The sequence below is a fragment of the Streptomyces violascens genome, assembly GCF_014649955.1.
Taxonomy (GTDB): Bacteria; Actinomycetota; Actinomycetes; order Streptomycetales; family Streptomycetaceae; genus Streptomyces; species Streptomyces violascens.
In genome coordinates this window covers 114,621-131,001 of record NZ_BMUA01000018.1, presented here as the reverse complement: position 1 = coordinate 131,001, position 16,381 = coordinate 114,621, and the positions used below count along the sequence as shown (strand labels likewise).

Here is a 16,381-nt window from a genome sequence, read left to right as displayed (position 1 = left end):
CGAACGGGCTGTTGGCAGATAACCCGCGTGCACCGGTTGTTCAGCATGGGGAACACTGCACGGATGAGCCCCGCAGCATCCCTGACAGCACAGGAACGGGCCCTTCGCCATGTCGCGGGACTGTCGACGGGCCCGCCGGTGGACCCGTCGCTGCGCGTGACACTCAACTTCCACCCGGACCGTCTGCTGCACGGCCGGCCCGTCTTGGACGCCATGGCCGAAACAGGCACCTACTGCTCGCAGTTCGTCACCGGGACCAGTAACGGCGGACTGACCGCACATCCCGGCGGCGACCGGTGGCGCTGGGAGAGCCGGATCTTCAACAGAGCGTACGACGAAGCACCCGCTCATGAGCGACCGGTCTACGGGGCGCTGGACTTCCGCCGCAAGCCGGCCGGCGGGGCCCCGCGGTTCGGCTCCGCGCACTTCCGGCTGGCTGCCGAGACGCTGACGCGGACGACGTTCTGCTACCCGGACAGTTTCCTTGAACCTACGGACTTCGGTATCGCAGACCGCATGGGGCTCATCGAGCTCGCCCTCGCCGACCGTCAGGACGATCTCGACGACTACATCGAGGCTCAGGTTCATGGGCCGGTGAAGCCGCACTGCCATGTCGAGGCGCTGGTCCTGGACCCCTGCTACCAGGGCACGGCCATTGAAGACGCGGCCCTGCGTCTGGGGTGCCGCGTGGAATGGCACCCCGGTTTCCGGCTCACTGTCGAGGAACTCTGCCGGCACCCCGGCTACCGCGGCCAGGAATACGTCAACCTAGGCACAAAGATCGCTGTTGACGGCGTACTTGACCCCCGGATCGTCGGAGATGCCGCCCGCACCGGCCACTATGACCCTCAGGCGGTCAAGAAAGTGTGGCACTACCTGGCCCGTTTCGGGACGCCCTGCCGGCCGGGCAAGACGAAGGCCGCGGACTCATACACATCACGGCGTTGAACTGCCACCACGGATCAGGAATCGGGCCCCGCTCACCCAGCGGGAGGTACGCCTGGCCGTGACCCACTCACCGTCCGTCAGAACACCACGTGCCAGGCCCCCGGGACACGACGCAGACGAATCCCCAAACCCGTAATCCGAACTCCGAACACCCTCCAACCACACCCCGCTACAACACCCCAGGAAGTCCCAACCGTTGTGCAGCAATCCCACTCCCTGCAGCACACCAGGTCAAAGCCCCAACCCCACCCAGAAACCCAGAAAACAACAGCCCCAAGCCCCGCACCAACCCGTCCCAGAATGTGCAGCACCGCAGATCACAACCCCGCCAACACAACCATCAACTCAAACCCACTGCGACGACACACCCTGAGCAACGATGTCGGCGCGTCGCTCCAGTCGATCTGCGCAGCTGCCGACTCCACTCGGTACGAGGTCACTGGACCCGGGTCAGGTGCCGGGGCAAGGTGGGTCGAAGTTGACCGCTGGGAAGTACTGGGCCCACTCCGCCCGGGTGAGACGGGGGTGCGCGCTGTCGCAGATGCGGGTGATGACCTTGTCCAGGCGGGTCTCCCAGGTCCGGATGGTGAAGTCGTTGCCTCCGGTGGCCAGGGTGTGTCCGTCCGGGCTGAATGCCACCGTCGGTACGGGGCTAAAGTGGCCGGTGAGGACGGTGGGGACAGGATCTCCGTTCAGGTCCCACAGCAAGACCCTCCCGTCCGCCGCACCCGCCGCCAGTTGGCGGCCGTCCGCGGCGAAGGCGAGCGTGTAGAGCCATGAGCCAGGACCTGGCAGGTGCTTCACCTCCACCGGGCGGGCCGGGTCTCCGACGTCGATGAGCCAGACCGCCTGGTCCGCCCGGTGGACGGCGGCCAGCCTCCGGTTGTCGGGGCTGAACACGCCGTCGGCCAGCGGTTCGGAACGGAACGGCGACGGCAACTCCCGGGGGCTGCGCGGGTCGCCGATGTCCCAGAACCGCAGCGAGCCGGATTCGCCCGTGCTCGTCACCAGCGTGCGGCCATCGGGGCGGATCGAGACCATCGAGACGTCCGGCCCGCCCGCAGGCACCCGGCCCAGCCGCCGCGGCCGAGCCGGGTCACCCAAGTCCCATAGCCCCGTCTCCCGTTGGGCCCAGACAACCAGCAGATGACCGTCGGGTCCGAAACGAGCGCCTCCCACTTCGCCGGCTTCGGGGGTGAGGACCGAGATCTGTCGGGGCGCGCGGGGGTCACCTACGTCCCAGACGCGGAGGGTGGTGTCCTCGCTGCAAGTGACGAGGGTGCGCCCGTCCGGGCTGAACACCACGGACCGTACGAACTTGGTGTGCCCGCGCAGCGCGGCCAGCGGCCACAGGGCCCGCCCGCCGACGACCTGCCAAAGACGCGCGGTGCCGTCCCAGCTGGCGCTGGCCAGGAGGCGGCCCCCGGGATCGAACGACACGGACGTGACGACGTCGTCGTGGGTTCCGGAAGTCAGGTCCTTGAGGTCGAGCAGCCGGTCGGAGTCGGCGAGGGTGCGGCCGTCCGGGCTGAACGCGGCCTGATAGGCGCCGCCTTGGACCATGTTGATCCGCTTCGGGTCCGCCGGGTGGGCGACGTCCCAGAACAGGGTGGACCCCCCGATCGAGACGAGCGTCCGGCCGTCCGGCGCGAACGCCACCGACCAGACGATGGCGGGGTGGCCGTGCAGGATCGCGGGGGTCCGGGTTCGCGGGGCGTCGCCGAGGTCCCAGAGGCGCGCGGTGTGGTCCCAGCTTCCGGTGGCCAGGGTGCGGCCGTCGGGGCTGAAGGCGGCCGAGGTCACCGTATTGGTGTGTCCGCGCAGGACGTCGAGGGGCCGGGGATTCATGGGGTCGATGACGTTCCACAGCCGGACGGTGGTGTCGCCGGTGGTCGCGAGCGTGCGGCCGTCCGCGCTGAACGCCACCGAGGTCACCGCGTCCGTGTGGCCCGGCAGAGTGGCGAGGAGGCGTGGCCGCCGGGGATCGCCCACGCTCCACAGCCGTGTCGTCCCGTCGGTGTGGCCGGTGGCGATGACGCCGCCGGGTCTGGCGGCCACCCACGTTGGTGCGGCGAGCTGCTGTGGAAGTGTGCTCAGTTGGCCTGGAGCTCGGCGGTTGGACACGTCCCAGAGACGCACGGAGCGTTCGCTCGCCGTGGCGAGGACCATGCCACCGTCGCCGAACGCCACTGAGACCAGCCGGTCGGGCTGGGTCAACACCGCGAGCTGTACGGGGCGATGCGGGTTCCGGACGTCCCAGAGCCGGACCGTCCGGTCCCAGCTCGCGGTGGCCAGCACCGCATCCCCAGGAGCGAAGGAGAGGGAGACCACGTCAGAGGTGTGGCCGGTGATCCTGCTCGTGTACGGGGTCGAAAACGCGCTCATCAGCTGGTCACGTACGTCGCGGGTACCGGCCAACCGGTGCGCGGCCAGGTTGAGTTGCGCGGCGAGCGCGGGGTTCTGCTGGCGTACCTCGGCGGCATCCGCCGCGGCCTTGCGTGCGATGGCAACATTGCGCTGCTGGATGGCTGTCCCGCGTGAACCGATTGCGAGGACGCCTGCGGTCACCGCCACGACCGCCAACATGGTGAGCAGGGCGACCAGTTGACGAAGACGGACGGTGCGCCGTCTGGCCGCCGCCAGCTCGCCGGCCTGTGCCTGGCGGCTCGCATCGAGGAAGCGCCGTTCCTTGGCGGTCAGGCGGCTGCCGTCGCCGGTGGCCAGGTCCAGTGCCGCCGACAGGCGGGCCCCCCGGTACAGGGCGTGGGGATCGTGGTCGTGGGCCTCCCAGTCGACGCTCGCATCGGTGAGTTGCCGATGCACGACCAGCCGGTCCCGGTCCTCTGTCAGCCAGCTGCGCAGACGCGGCCAGCACCGAATGATCGCCTCGTGGGTGATCTCGACGCACTCCTCGTCCAGGACCACCAGCCGTTGCCCGGCGAGGGATTCGAGTACAGCAGCGGTGTCGGGTCCTTGGTCCAGCTCGTCCCGGGTGATCCGGCGCCGGGTGTCCTGGGTTCCGTCGCCGAGCGCGGTGAGGCGCAGGAAGAGGGACCGGGCGTGGTCCTGCTGGGCGGGCGTCAGCGCCCGGTAGGCGGCCTCGGCGGTCTGTGCGAGGGCGTGCTGGATGCCGCCCGCCGCCAGGTATCCGTCGAGGGTGAGGCGGTTGCCGCTGCGGCGACGCCAGGTCTCGACCATCGCGTGTGAGACCAGGGGCAGCGCGCCGGGCTGACCGGTCGCGTCCGCGACCACCGCCGCGAGGAGGGCGCCGGTCACCGTGCACCCCGCGAGCACGGCCGGCCGCGTGATGGCCTCGCGCAGTTCCTGGCTGCTCATCGGGCCGACCGCGATCTGCGCGTCACGCATCGCCTCGACCAAGCGGGGTTGCTGCACGCAGTGCTCGTAGAAGTCGGCGCGTACGCCGAGGACCACCCGGGCCCGGCTGGTGGGTGCCGTGGCTGCGGCGGTCAGCATGGTGATGAACGCGGCCCGTTCGCCGCCGTCCCGGCAGAGGGTGAAGACCTCCTCGAACTGGTCGACCACGATCAGCGTGTCGAGGTCGGTCGGGCAGTCCGTCATGGTCTGCCGGATCCGCAGGTGCAGCGCCCCGGGGCCGCCCCGGAGCTCGGTCAGCAGCGTGCCCGGCGCTTCACCTGTCCTCGCGGCCAGCCGGATCGCGCACTCCTCCAGGGGGTGCGGGCCCGGCGTGAACAGCATGACCGGCCCATCGGTGGCCCGTGCACGGGCGACCAGGCCTGCCCGCAGCAGCGAGGACTTGCCCGACCCGGAGGGCCCGAAGACCGCCAGGAACCGGTGGTCCCGGATCTTCGCGACTACCTCGTCGGTCAGCCGCTCCCGCCCGAAGAACCGGTCGGCGTCTTCCGGCTGGAACGCCGAGAGGCCGGCGTACGGCGTACTGGTCTCGGCCGGCCCGACGTCGGTGGCGCCGGCCGCGATCTCGGCGGCGACCGCGTGCCAGCGGGTCTCCCATTCCGTGCGGTCGCCCCGGCACGCCTCCACGTACGCGAGCGTCACGGCGAGGCTCGGGAAGGCGCGGCCGCCCGCGGCGTCCGACAGGGTCGTGGACGCGTAGTGCGCCTGCTTCGCCAAGGTCCGGTACGGCGGCAGACCTGCCGCTTCGCGCAGCTTCCGCAGGTCGGCGGCGAACCGCGTCAGCGGGCTGCCGTCCGGGTCGAGCGGGCGTTCGGGGCGTGGCATCGCTTCCCTCCCGGAGTCATCCCTGCGGTGCTGCGTGGTGATTGTCCAGCTTTTGATGTCCGCAATCCGCGTCCCGGCGCCGGACATTCACCGGGGGCTAGACCTGGCTCAGCGCAACCGCGCAAGAGCGATACGGAGGAGCACCATGAGGGTTCTGAGACGACTGATGCTGTTGGTGGCCGTGACCGGTCTTGTGGCCGGCGGTACGTTGACGGCGTCGCCCGCTTTCGCCGCGGCACCGCTGCTCAAGTCCAAGCTGAACGGGAGGTGCGCGGACGTCTTCGCGTTCCATCAGGAGAACGGCGCTTCCACGGTGACGTGGGACTGCCACGGCAATACCAACCAGCAGTGGCGCTGGGACGGCGAGCAGATCCGCTCCAACCTCAACGGAAAGTGTCTGGAGATCTATGCCTTCGCCCAGGGCGACCAGGGCTCGGCGAGCATGTGGGACTGTGACGGCGGCATCAACCAGAAGTGGTTCCGCAACGGCGACGAGATCCGTAGCCGTATGAACGGGAAGTGCCTGGACATCCTCGGCGGCCGGCCCGAGAACGGCCAGCTCCTGGTGAGCTGGAGCTGCAACGGCGCGGCAAGCCAGGCCTGGGACTTCTGACCGGCCATCAGCCCCGGCCCGGCACCCCGCGTGCCGGGCCGGGCACGGCATCCGGGTGCCCGGCACGGCGCGCTCAGCAGCAGCCGTCCTGTCCCGGAGAGCCGGGACGCGGCGGCCAGGTTCACCACGCGCGTCCACACCGTCGGTGGCCTTGCCCAGCACGTCCGTGTCCCGCAAATCACCCACCCGGGGTCAAGGCTGTTGCCGTGGAATCTGTCTCACGTGAGTGCAGCTCACCGACTTGAGTGGCGCGTCGATGCACCACGACATCTGTGTGGCGCCAGCGCTCGGTCGGGCGATCCGCTAGTGGAGGGGGGACTGCCTGGTGCGGTGCTCGGCAGCCGAGCACCGCCAAGGGTGACCTGACGGGTAACGAGCGTTGTGGCTGCGTCCGGCAGGCGTCAGCCTCGGTGACCGTCCAGAACCTCGACCGCCGGGTTAAGGGTGTTCCATTCCAGGACCTTGGTCCCGTCCATGCGCTCCACGGTGTAGCGGTCTCCCCTGTACCAGAGGCACTCGGCGATCCTTACGTGATCGGCCTGGTACTCCCGCTCGATCGTGTCCTCGGTGGAGTGCTCGTGCACCTCGCCGGTGTAGGTGGTGACTTTCAACTCACGGCTGTATGTGGTGCTCAGGGAAGCGGAGAAGCCCTTGTAGGCGAACGACGCCTCAGCGGTCACCGAGATGCCGGTCGTCTCTTCTACGGTCTTGCCGGTGCTCGTGGTCAGGCCGACCGTGACCTTCTTTGTCTTCGTGACCCTGCTGGTGCCGGGGTGCTCGTAGAAGAACACCTTCTGCCAGTAGCCGTAGCGCTTGAGGATGTAGTACGGGCTGTTGTCGACCTGCCACTGGGGTGAGGAGTCCCCGATCGTGAAGAAGGGGACGGCCAGCTGGCCGATCAGCACCTCCGGTGTGCTGTCCCGCGACGGCTCCGTAAAGCCCGTGAGGCGGATGACGTCCCCGATGTCGTTGGGGTCCCTGTCGACCGGCCTGAGGCCCGTGATCTGCGGGTACTCGTCCTCCACCTCCAGCGCCCAGTACTGGCGTTCGCGCTCGCCGGGCCCGCCGGGGGTGTACTGCTGCAGGTTGGTCGACGGCGATGTGCCCCAGTTCTGGGGGGTCAGTTCCAGGCCGCTCTTCTTGTTGACGACCGTGTAGTAGCCGCTTGTCGCGGGCCTGAGCATCCATTTCTGCGAGGAGTTCACCGCAGGCGACTGGATGTCGTACTGCTGGACGCCCGTCGACGGGGCCGTGCTGTTCTGGTGGACGTTGAAGCAGAGGCCGGTCTTCTTGTTGACGATCATGACATCGTCGTTGTCCAGCGGCATCACGTGCCAGATCTGCCTGATGCGGTTGCCATCGGTCTGCAGTCCATAGATCTGGAGCTGGGTCTCGCCTGAAGCCCAGTTCTTGGGTGTCACAACCAGCCCGTTGCTCGCCTTGTTGCGGATCCGGTACGTCCTGCCTGGCGTGAATGCCACGATGATCCCCTCCTGCTGGGCCCGCACGAGGCCCCTGCGGGCAACCGGGAAGTCACAGACTGCGTCTGTGCTGCTCAGCGTGCCTGTTCCAGCAGCCGATCTGATGGGCCATCACGCCAGCGACGGCACGCTACCGCCGAACACCGACAGCGGTATCGCAATCGCACAGAGTGGTGATCTTTCTCGCCATGCGGTACATGGCCGGATATGCCCGGTTGACCTGCTCTTCGGCTATGCGGCCGACGCCTCGGCCGGCGTCTCAGGCAGCCCCGAGGGAGTGCGACGGCAGGAGCGGACGCACAACGGTCCGCTCCCGCACCGGTCGAGCGGCAGGCGGTAGCCGGACGGGAGCCCACGCCATCGGGCCGCAGAGCCGTGACCTCACAGCCAGGCGTAGAGCTCCCAGCGCACGCCAACCTGTCAGGACGAAACCAGCGGAGAACTCGCCACCCTCGCAGGGACCCGAAGGGCCACGATCGGCCTGATGGCCCGGCTTGACCCCCAGATGCGGGAGGCTTGCCCGGTTTTTCTGCTGGTCGCCCGGCACGGCGCACTCGGTCGTGTTCCCAGCCCTCCACGCGCACCGTGCGACCGGTCTCAGTCGCGGTGCCGTTGAAGGTCGCGATCCAGCCGATCTGATTGCAGTATCGAAGATCCTCTGCCTCATCATCGCGAACTGCGGAGGCAGCCGGCCGTCACAGGCCCGGCTCGCTCTGCACGTTCGCGGGCTTGCTCACCTGTGGTCGCGGAGGAAGGCCGGGATGTCTGCTCGGGTGGGGTAGTTGAGCAGAGGGGCGGGTTTGTCCTGGAGGAATGCGGTGATGACGGCCGCTGCTCGTTGGTCGTTGTCGCCCAGACCGTTCCACATGTGGTGGCCGACGCCGGGCATGTACTGGGTTCGCTGGACGGCGGGGTCCTCCGCGAGGACGGTCGTCTCCCATTGCCGGATCTGGGAGGAGCATTCGGCGATCATCAGCATGGCGGGTGTCCGGGAACGGCTCAGCTGAGGGGCGATGGAGGGTGAGTCCATGACTGTCTGCTGGATGCGGAGGCTCGCGGCGGCGCTGAAGGTGAAGTTGGCCGCCGTGTCCTCGACGGGGATGCGGTGTGCGTCCCGCGCGCAGTAGCCGGACGCGGTGTCGCTGCCGAGATCGGCGGCGGTGAAGGCATTGTCCCCTTCCGCCTGCCCTGTCAGCCCGTTGTCCGGGCTGAGCAGTCCGAGCCGCATGAGGCCGAACGCGACCGCGTACCGCGGGACATGTGTGGAGCGCGGCCCGGTCATGGCCGGTGCGATGCCGCGCGCGGACGGTCCGCCCTTGTTCCCCGCGATCCGGGCGGTCGGGCCGTCCATCGGTCCCGGCGATGACCGCCCGGTGCAGGTGGACGGCGACAGCCGGGTCGGCCAAGGCGCGGGTGAGCACGACCGCGCCCGCCGAGAATCCCAGGACGTCGACGCCGCCCGTGCCGAACCTGCCGGCGAAGGCACCGAGATCCTCAACGGATCGGGTGATCGCGTACTGGTTCATGGGCAGCAGGTCGCTGCGTCCACCGCCGGCCTGCTCGTAGGCGTAGACGTCGTAGCCCTGTCCCGCGAGCCGCTGCAGGAAGTGGTGGTCGAGGAGCGAGATGCCGCGCACCGGCCCGCCGTTGAGGTAGACGAGCGGCACGCCGCGCCGGGGGCTGTGGCCGGTGGGCGGGTAGTGGTAGACCGCGACCCTGCTGCCGGTGGACAGGCGCCAGTGCTCGGTCGCCACGAACGACAGGGCGGGCGGGTAGCGGCGCGTCGTCGGGACGGTCGGGACGCACACCGACAGTGTCAGGGCCGCTGCGACCAACACCGGCAGGAAGGGCACCAGCCGCCCCCGCCACGAACGGCGGCGGCCCCGCCACAGCGCTACGACCACCGCGACCCCCACGGTTGCGGACCATGCGGCGAGGCCTGATCCCCGGCCATCGGTCGCCACGATCAGTGCGAGGAAGAGGGCGGCCGGCCCGGCCACCAGGGCGGCAGCCGCCAGCAGACGGCCGGTAAAGCGCAAGGAACGTATGACGGATGGTGGCATGACACTTCCCCCAGCGTTTTAAAACGTCGTTTTGAAACGATGTTATCAGTGCGGCTAAACTGCTCCTGTGGGAAGACCGAGAACGAACGACGCCGCCGTCAGAGAACGCCTCGTGGCTTGCGCGACCGAGATGTTCACCACCCGCCCCCAGGAGTCGGTCACGGTGCGCGCGCTGGCCACCGCCGCCGGCACGTCGACAGCCGCGGTGTACACGCTGTTCAACGGGAAGGACGGCCTGGTCAGCGAGGTGCGCGACCAGGCGGTCGCGGGCCTGTTCCAGCACCTGACGGCGGTTCCCCGCGCGGAGAACGCCCTCAAGGACCTGGACGCGCTGGCCGCGGCCTATCGCCACTGGGGACGTGAACACCGCCACCTGTACACCGTGTTGTTCGGCGGCGCGCAGTCCTTCGCACCCTCGACCCGGGTCGGCGACCACGATCCGGTACGGCCGCTGGTCGCGGCGATCGACCGCGCTGTGGCCGACCACCTCCTCACCGGCGACACCACACGGATCGCCGTCTCGCTGTGGGTCGCCCTCCACGGACTCGTGACCCTCGAACTCACCGGCAGCCTCAACGGCGCCGCAGCCGACATCGCGTTCCGGTCAACCATCGACGTCATCCTGCGCGGCTGGGCAGCACCTGTCCCTCCCACAGCTCCCGACAGACCACATTCCCCGACTGCGTAGCCAGGACCTCACCGTGACCGGCCCGCTGTCGGTCAGCGAGCCCACGGACCGCGGAAGCGCGGCCGGTGACTTCGCCTCAGGTTGCGAATGAGCCCCTGCCCGGATCTGAAGTCCGCAGGCGACGGACGGCTGGCCTACCGACTGCCCAGCGGCCGCCTGGTGAAGGTCCTCGACGACGGGACGCAACTGCCCACCCGAACGGTCGCTGACCAGTACACCTACAACCGGCCCCAGGACCCCTTCCAGACGTCGGGTCGCTACGCCGTGGCACGCGTGCACGCACAGGACGCCACCTCCTACCAACCGCGTATCCAGGTCATCGACCTGGGTAGCGGTCAGGCCGTCTACACGGCTCCGGCCGATGCGGGCAATCGATCGTTCGCCCTCGACGGCTCGACCCTGTGGGTGGAGAGCGGGGACAAGGGCACGGTGAACGCCACCGACGTACGCACTGGTACGACCGTCGGCACCGTGAACGTGAGCGACTGCGACATCACCGCGCTTCAGGCCAATGGATCCAACCTCCTCTGGGAGTGCGGAAGTTCGGCTTCGGGGGTGTACGACACCGCCGCGAAGCGGAACGTCGCGCTGCCCGTGCACCAAAGCGCTCGGCTGGGCGACGGCTACGTCGCATGGCAGCAGAACGGTGTCCTCAGTGTCACCGTGCGCGGCACGTCGGTGACCCGCGCCCTGGGCAGGCCCAAGCAGGCCGAGCCGGGCAAGGGCTGGACCGTGGACCGGTTCGGCGGACCCGCCGCCTGCACTGACACCCTTCACATCGCCCCTACCGGCATCCCCGCCTCCGCCCTGAACGCGATCGACACAGACGCACCCGCCCGAGCGAACGCCAATTCAGGCGTGTGGGCGCCCCGTTGGTGGCTCAGCAAACCGGCCGCCTCGTGGGCCCTCACCCTCGCCGACAAAAACACCGGCACGGTCGTACGCACTCTCAGCGGCCGCCAGTCGCGTGGCCTGGTCGCCCCCACGCGGGACGGGGAGGACAAGGACGGACGGGACGTTCCCCGTAGCCCCCTGCACCTGGACGTTGACCGCCGCGCCGGCCGACGGCCAGGGCGCCTCTTTCACGGGTCTCGCGCGTCACCGTCAACCGCTCCAACCGCGACCGTTCAGCCTCCAGGCGGTGGGTCGACACGGCGATCTGCTCCTCAAGTTCGGCCACCCCGGACCTGCACCGCCGCCCGTCGCTCCTCAAGCTCCCGATCAGCGCCTTTGCCTGGTCAGACGCCCAGCTCTTGCCCTCGCGGACCTCGCCGCGCAGCTCAACGCTCCTGTATCCAGGTAGTACACGCTGTCGATTCTGGAAAGGGGGCCCTCGGTGCGGGCACAGGGCGGAGAAACAAGGACGGGCAACGGGGGAAAATCCAATCGGGCCTCCGAAGTCACGCGGGAAGTAGCAGCCGCCCGTTCACAACCAGGCCCGTTATCGCCGCAGGGTCTACGTGCTCTGCAGAGCACCGTGGGCAATGCGGCTGTCGTGCAGATGCTCCGCAACGCCGGTCCTTCCGGAGCCCAAGAGCAGCACCGGCACGGGGCCGGGTGCGGTCACCAGCAGGTCGAGCAGACAGCACCCGTGGTGCAGCGGTCCGTCGTCCACAATGTCTTGCGCAGCAGCGGTCGTCCCCTCGACGACGCCACGCGCGCGGACATGGAGACCCGGCTCGGCGCCGACTTCTCCGACGTCCGCGTTCACAATGATTCCGCCGCGAAGGCGTCGGCCGCCGAAGTCGGTGCCCGCGCCTACACCAGCGGCAACCATGTCGTCATCGGCGACGGCGGCGACGACAAGCACACCCTCGCCCACGAGCTGACCCATGTCATCCAGCAGCGCCAGGGGCCCGTGGCCGGAACCGACAACGGGTCAGGTCTCAAAGTCTCCGACCCCTCCGACCGCTTCGAACGCGAAGCGGAGGCCAATGCCACGCGCGCGATGCGCGGCCCGGCTTCCTTGCAGCTGCTCACCGACAGCCGGGACGAGACCACCGCGCGGCGTGCCGCAACGGAGCCGGCTGTGCAGCGGATGAACGCGCCGGCAGCGGAGCAGGAGATCGACCTCCAGTTCCGGACCCACACACTGGACGCAGGCACCATCGCCTTCAAGGGCGGCGACTGGGAGAGCGGTGAGGCACTGATAGCAGCGGCCGCGACCTACCACACCAACGGCGAATGGGGGGCCTGTTACCTGGGCACCCCGGCCAACGTCTCGATCGGGTACATGGAGGATGAAGGGAACAACCTCCTGCAGATCACCCTGACACAGCCCATCAGGCTCCTTGAGATCTATGGCAAAACAGCAGACGCCGGGCATATCGGCGGAGACGCCAAAGCCACGATGGTCAAGGAAGCGAGAAACTACCCGGCCGGCACCTTCCTGATGGACTCCATCCTGCAGGACGGGTACGACGGGGCATACATGAATGCCGACGACGAGGGCCGCGGCAGAAAGGAGATCATTCTCCACTGGTCGCGCGTGGCGGAGGTCTGCGAAGCAGCGATGGCGGATCCGCAGCCCCAATGGAACCGGCGGGACTTCCGGTTCAACGAGTTCCCGGAGCAGTAGCCGTGAACCGGGCGGACGGCCGACGCGGGCACACGAGCGCCGGAGCCCAGCGCCGGAAGCCGTAGCAGCGGCACGGCAGACGCACATGAACGCGCGGGCGCGGCGGGTTCCGTCCGTGTCCAGGGCCTCGTCCTCTGCGGCGGGCGTTGCGGCGCTTGCCCAGTACGTGCAGCGTGAGCAGGGCCCCGACGCCGTTGCGGGGCCCTGTTTGAGCTGCTGCGCCAGCTCCTGGCGGAGGGCCGTCCGCGCCACCAGCGGGTCGCGGCTGTCCGGTTGCTGCGGACCGTCGGAGTGCATGCCCAGCTCTATCGCGCGGCACCGAACTGATCCATCGCACAGGCCCTAAACGCGGTCCAGGCACCAGCGGACGCCGCAAAACCGAGCCGTCCGGGGCGACGTACGCGACCTCGAACCCGTCCGCCGGCGGACCGGCTGGGTGCTCCACCCGAACCGTGCGGGGTGTGGTGGGTCCGGCAGGACAGTGAGGGTACGAACCCGGCCTTGCCCGCCATCAGCCCTATCCTGTTCCCCGCCGAGGGACCGCCCACAGCCGGCAGCGGGAACTGAGAACCCATCACGCACCGCGCGGACCTCCCGCGCACCGGGGCCGCGCGGGCGGCGTCGGGCGCTATGCGCTGGCGTCGGCGTCCTCGAACGTCGTCCGGCGGCGGACCTGGTCCTCCTGGGCCAGGCGGCGCAGCAGTTCGAGCATGGGGCCGGAGAGGGCCAGGACGACGACCGCCTGCTCAGCCAGGGTCGGCGAGTCCTCGAAGGCGGCCGCGCGCTCCAGGTCCAGCCGGGCAATGGAGCGGGCCAGCTCCGCGTAGGCGACGAGGCGCTCGGGGCGGTAGTCCGCGTCGAGGCGCCGGAGTTCCCGGAGCGCCGTGGTCAGACCGCGGACGTGCGGCGAGGTGCCGGGGATCCGCCAGTCCATCGCCGCGATCAGGCCGGAGACGTCCGCCGCCGCGGCCGCGTCGGCCGCCGCTTCCTCGTCCGCGCCGCAGGCCGGGGCCTGGGCGACGGGCACCGGCAGGGCGTAGCTGATCGCCTTGAGGGTGCCGTCGGCGCTGTCGGCCCGGTCGACCGCCGCCAGGACCTCGCGGGTGGCGGCGATGGACAGACCGCCCAGGGTGGTCAGTGCCTTGATCAGCCGCAGGCGCTGGACGTGCTCGTCCCCGTACTCGGCCAGCGTGGCGGCCGTTGCCCGGCCTGCCGGCAGCAGGCCTTCCCGACGGAAGTACTTGATGCTGGCGACCGGCACGCCGGTCGTTCGACTGAGCTCCGAGATCTTCATGCAGCTTCCTCGTCGGCGAAGTGGCCGGGTACCCCGCGGTCGCGATCGGACGTCCTTATCCGATATTGTCACTGTCCAGCACTGGATACCTTAAGTATCTAGTTACTCTGTGTGATCGAACCGGAGCGTTCATGTCTTCCCCTCCGCCCTCCTCCGCGCTCCGCAGTCCGCGGCTGTGGATCGGCTCGGGCCTCATCCTCGCGGTGATCGCCGCCCTGTTCTCCCTCCTCTACGTGGGCGGCAACGTCAACCCCAAGGGTCATCTGCGCGACCTGCCCGTCGCCCTGGTGAACGAGGACAAGGGTGCCGTCGTCGCCAAGGGCAAGCGCCTCAACGCCGGTGACCAGGTCGTCTCCGGGGTCAAGAAGTCCGCGGAGGGCAACGACAGCTTCGACTGGCAGGTCCTCGGCAAGGAAGAGGCCGACAAGCGGATCGGCCAGGGCAAGCTCTTCGGCGCGATCGTCGTGCCGGAGAACTTTACCGCCTCGCTGACGGGACTGGTCAGCCCGCAGCAGACGAAGGCCGTCCGGCCGACGATCACGGTGCTCACCAACCAGTCGGCCGGCAGCTTCGGCTCTTCCATGGCAAGCCAGGCGACCCAGAAGGCCGCCCACGGCGCCTCCGCCCAGCTCGGCACGGAGCTCCTCAAGCAGGCGAACGCCCAGGGCGCCAAGCTTGCCCCGGCCGCCCAGCTGATGCTCGCCGACCCCGTGAGCGTCCAGGTCACCGACGGCCACCCGCTCGGCACCCACAGCGCCATGGGCCTGAGCGCCTTCTACTACGCCCTGGTCCTGGTCGTCTGCGGCATGCTCGGCGCCAACGCGCTCATCTCCCAGGTCGACACCTTCCTCGGCTACCTGCACACCGACTACGGGCCCTTCCGTCAGCGCAACCCCCTGCGCCGCACGAGCCGGGTGCGCACCCTGGCCATCGACTCCGTCCTCATGGTCGGCCTCTCCCTTGTCATGGGCTCCCTGGTCGAGCTCGCCACGGTGGGCGTTCTCGGCATGGACGCCTCCCACCTCGGCCTGCTGTGGGTCTACTCCGTGGCCACCATCGCCGTCGTCGGCATCGGCGCCCTGGCCCTGCTGCGCGCCTTCGGCACCCCGGGCATGCTGCTCTCGACGATCATCTTCGTCGCGATGGCCGTCCCGTCCTCGGGATCGACGGTGCCACTGCAGGCGCTGCCCGACTTCTTCCGGGTGCTCTCGGAGTTCGAGCCGCTGCGGCAGATCACCGGCGGCCTGCGCTCGATCCTCTACTACGACGCCCAGGCCGACGCCGGCCTGACCCGCGCCTGGGTCTCCCTGGGCATCGCCCTGGTCGCCACCCTGCTCTTCGGCTTCGGCCTCACGCGTTTCTACGACCGCAAGGGCCTGCACCGGGTCCCGCAGTCGGCGAAGTCCATCGACGTGGAGCCGGAGTCCGCGGCGGTCTGACCGTCTCGCTGCGACAGCGGACGCGCCCACTCCCCGCGGGGAGTGGGCGCGTCCGTTTTGCGTGGCAGAGCCGCGGGGATGCGGCGGCCCACCCTGCGGCGCCTACGACGGGACACCAGCACGCTGTCCGCCATCAGCACCGGATACGGAGCCTTCACAAAGGGGACTTCGGCTCACAACGGCAGAGCCAACTGAGACGCCCCAACTCACTGCCCCACATGATCGGCGCCACACCTTCACCAACATTCGGCGCCACCCTTCACCGCCAACACAGCACCCCAACTTCAGCAGCACTCACGGGAACAGCCAAAACACCCAACTGAAACCCCAACACCGAACCACTGAAAACCCAACGCCGAGTATCACTATGTTTGGCAGCAGTCAAAACGTTTCCCCGGTGAAGGCACGGGCCCAACCAGGTGATCTTGTGCAACAACCCCTGGAGCTTCAAGGCCACGGCCTCTTACCTGAGTGACAGCCGGTCCTGTGCCCGACCACAGGACACCCTCAGAGCCGAAGGAAGCGCATGAGCACGCAGACTGACGACCCGTGGGCCGCCGGGTACGAGGAGGCCGAACCCCAGCAGGTAGGCCCTCAGGAGCCGCCCCCCTCTGACCAGGACTCGCCCACTCTCGACTCAGGCAACGACATCCTCAAGAACCCGATCAAGAAGATCGGCGACAAGGTCTCCCACGGCACTATCCCTGGGAGCACCTGCAAGGTCACCCACTGGGACAAGATGTGGGCCAAGGACCAGTGGACCAAAATGAGCGAGAGCGACCACGGCTACCCCAGCTCGGAGACCGAACCCATCCACATCGACAGCGGCTGCACCTGGACCACTGGACAGCAGTTCAAGGTGGTCAAAGAAGTAGGGCCGCACCGGTACGCGCGGTACCGCCGACTCAGCGACGACCGGGAGTTCTACATGTACGCGAGCTGGCCCAGCGGCCACGACGCCGCATGGGTCGAAACCGACGTCAAAATCCCTAGCGGACACTGGGCCGGCCAGAACGCGTGGATCGGCATCCAGAACTGCGCACGAGCCTGACCCAACCC

At 68.9% G+C, this 16,381-nt stretch carries 9 protein-coding genes and 2 pseudogenes; 6 read left to right on the top strand and 5 right to left on the bottom strand.

Features of this window, described 5'->3' with window-relative positions; translation table 11 throughout:
- Positions 1-63: 63 nt before the first annotated feature.
- Positions 64-948: a DUF3626 domain-containing protein gene (locus IE206_RS29130; protein ID WP_189967228.1), complete on the top strand. Its 885-nt coding sequence runs from the start codon at positions 64-66 to the stop codon at positions 946-948.
- Between the two features lie 450 nt (positions 949-1,398).
- On the opposite strand, the gene IE206_RS29125 is transcribed toward IE206_RS29130, so the two are convergent.
- Positions 1,399-5,166 carry an nSTAND1 domain-containing NTPase gene (locus tag IE206_RS29125; protein ID WP_189967226.1) on the bottom strand — a complete coding sequence of 1,256 codons (3,768 nt, stop codon included), beginning with the start codon at positions 5,164-5,166 and terminating at the stop codon, positions 1,399-1,401.
- Between the two features lie 145 nt (positions 5,167-5,311).
- Here IE206_RS29125 and IE206_RS29120 point away from each other — a divergent pair, with 145 nt between their 5' ends.
- Entirely contained in the window at positions 5,312-5,779 is a 468-nt protein-coding gene (locus IE206_RS29120; protein ID WP_189967224.1) for an RICIN domain-containing protein, read from the top strand.
- A gap of 401 nt (positions 5,780-6,180) precedes the next feature.
- On the opposite strand, the gene IE206_RS29115 is transcribed toward IE206_RS29120, so the two are convergent.
- The 3 genes and pseudogenes from IE206_RS29115 to IE206_RS42675 all read right to left on the bottom strand — a co-directional run.
- A complete protein-coding gene (locus IE206_RS29115) occupies positions 6,181-7,260 on the bottom strand; it encodes an RICIN domain-containing protein (protein WP_189967222.1) in 1,080 nt (359 codons plus the stop codon).
- Between the two features lie 733 nt (positions 7,261-7,993).
- The gene (locus IE206_RS42680; RefSeq protein ID WP_229853253.1) at positions 7,994-8,611 is read right to left on the bottom strand and encodes a hypothetical protein; all 618 of its coding nucleotides are present in this window, start codon (positions 8,609-8,611) and stop codon (positions 7,994-7,996) included.
- Positions 8,612-8,708: 97 nt separating this feature from the next.
- Positions 8,709-9,323: pseudogene (locus IE206_RS42675) on the bottom strand (alpha/beta fold hydrolase); the annotation flags it as partial.
- Between the two features lie 67 nt (positions 9,324-9,390).
- Between IE206_RS42675 and IE206_RS29105 the strand changes: the two are divergent.
- Together IE206_RS29105 and IE206_RS43835 are read left to right on the top strand one after the other, a co-directional pair.
- Positions 9,391-10,011, top strand: a complete 621-nt coding sequence (locus IE206_RS29105) for a TetR/AcrR family transcriptional regulator (RefSeq protein ID WP_229853246.1) — start codon at positions 9,391-9,393, stop codon at positions 10,009-10,011.
- Between the two features lie 1,501 nt (positions 10,012-11,512).
- Positions 11,513-12,052, top strand: a pseudogene (locus IE206_RS43835) (eCIS core domain-containing protein); the annotation flags it as partial.
- A 1,165-nt stretch (positions 12,053-13,217) separates the two neighbouring features.
- On the opposite strand, the gene IE206_RS29095 reads toward IE206_RS43835, so the two are convergent.
- On the bottom strand, positions 13,218-13,883 hold the full coding sequence (locus IE206_RS29095; RefSeq protein WP_189967221.1) for a MerR family transcriptional regulator: 666 nt from the start codon (positions 13,881-13,883) through the stop codon (positions 13,218-13,220).
- A 131-nt stretch (positions 13,884-14,014) separates the two neighbouring features.
- On the opposite strand from IE206_RS29095, the gene IE206_RS29090 reads away from it, so the two are divergent.
- On the top strand, positions 14,015-15,322 hold the full coding sequence (locus tag IE206_RS29090; protein ID WP_189967220.1) for a YhgE/Pip domain-containing protein: 1,308 nt from the start codon (positions 14,015-14,017) through the stop codon (positions 15,320-15,322).
- A gap of 526 nt (positions 15,323-15,848) precedes the next feature.
- On the top strand, positions 15,849-16,373 hold the full coding sequence (locus IE206_RS29085) for a hypothetical protein (RefSeq protein WP_189967218.1): 525 nt from the start codon (positions 15,849-15,851) through the stop codon (positions 16,371-16,373).
- The last annotated feature ends 8 nt before the right edge of the window (positions 16,374-16,381 follow it).

Bases quoted from the DNA above. Each gene is read 5' to 3' on its own strand.
- IE206_RS29125 (WP_189967226.1), bottom strand. From the start codon at position 5,166: ATGCCACGCCCCGAACGCCCGCTCGACCCGGACGGCAGCCCGCTGACG.
- IE206_RS29130 (WP_189967228.1), top strand. From the start codon at position 64: ATGAGCCCCGCAGCATCCCTGACAGCACAGGAACGGGCCCTTCGCCAT.
- IE206_RS42680 (WP_229853253.1), bottom strand. From the start codon at position 8,611: ATGGACGGCCCGACCGCCCGGATCGCGGGGAACAAGGGCGGACCGTCC.
- IE206_RS29120 (WP_189967224.1), top strand. From the start codon at position 5,312: ATGAGGGTTCTGAGACGACTGATGCTGTTGGTGGCCGTGACCGGTCTT.
- IE206_RS29090 (WP_189967220.1), top strand. From the start codon at position 14,015: ATGTCTTCCCCTCCGCCCTCCTCCGCGCTCCGCAGTCCGCGGCTGTGG.
- IE206_RS29095 (WP_189967221.1), bottom strand. From the start codon at position 13,883: ATGAAGATCTCGGAGCTCAGTCGAACGACCGGCGTGCCGGTCGCCAGC.
- IE206_RS29085 (WP_189967218.1), top strand. From the start codon at position 15,849: ATGAGCACGCAGACTGACGACCCGTGGGCCGCCGGGTACGAGGAGGCC.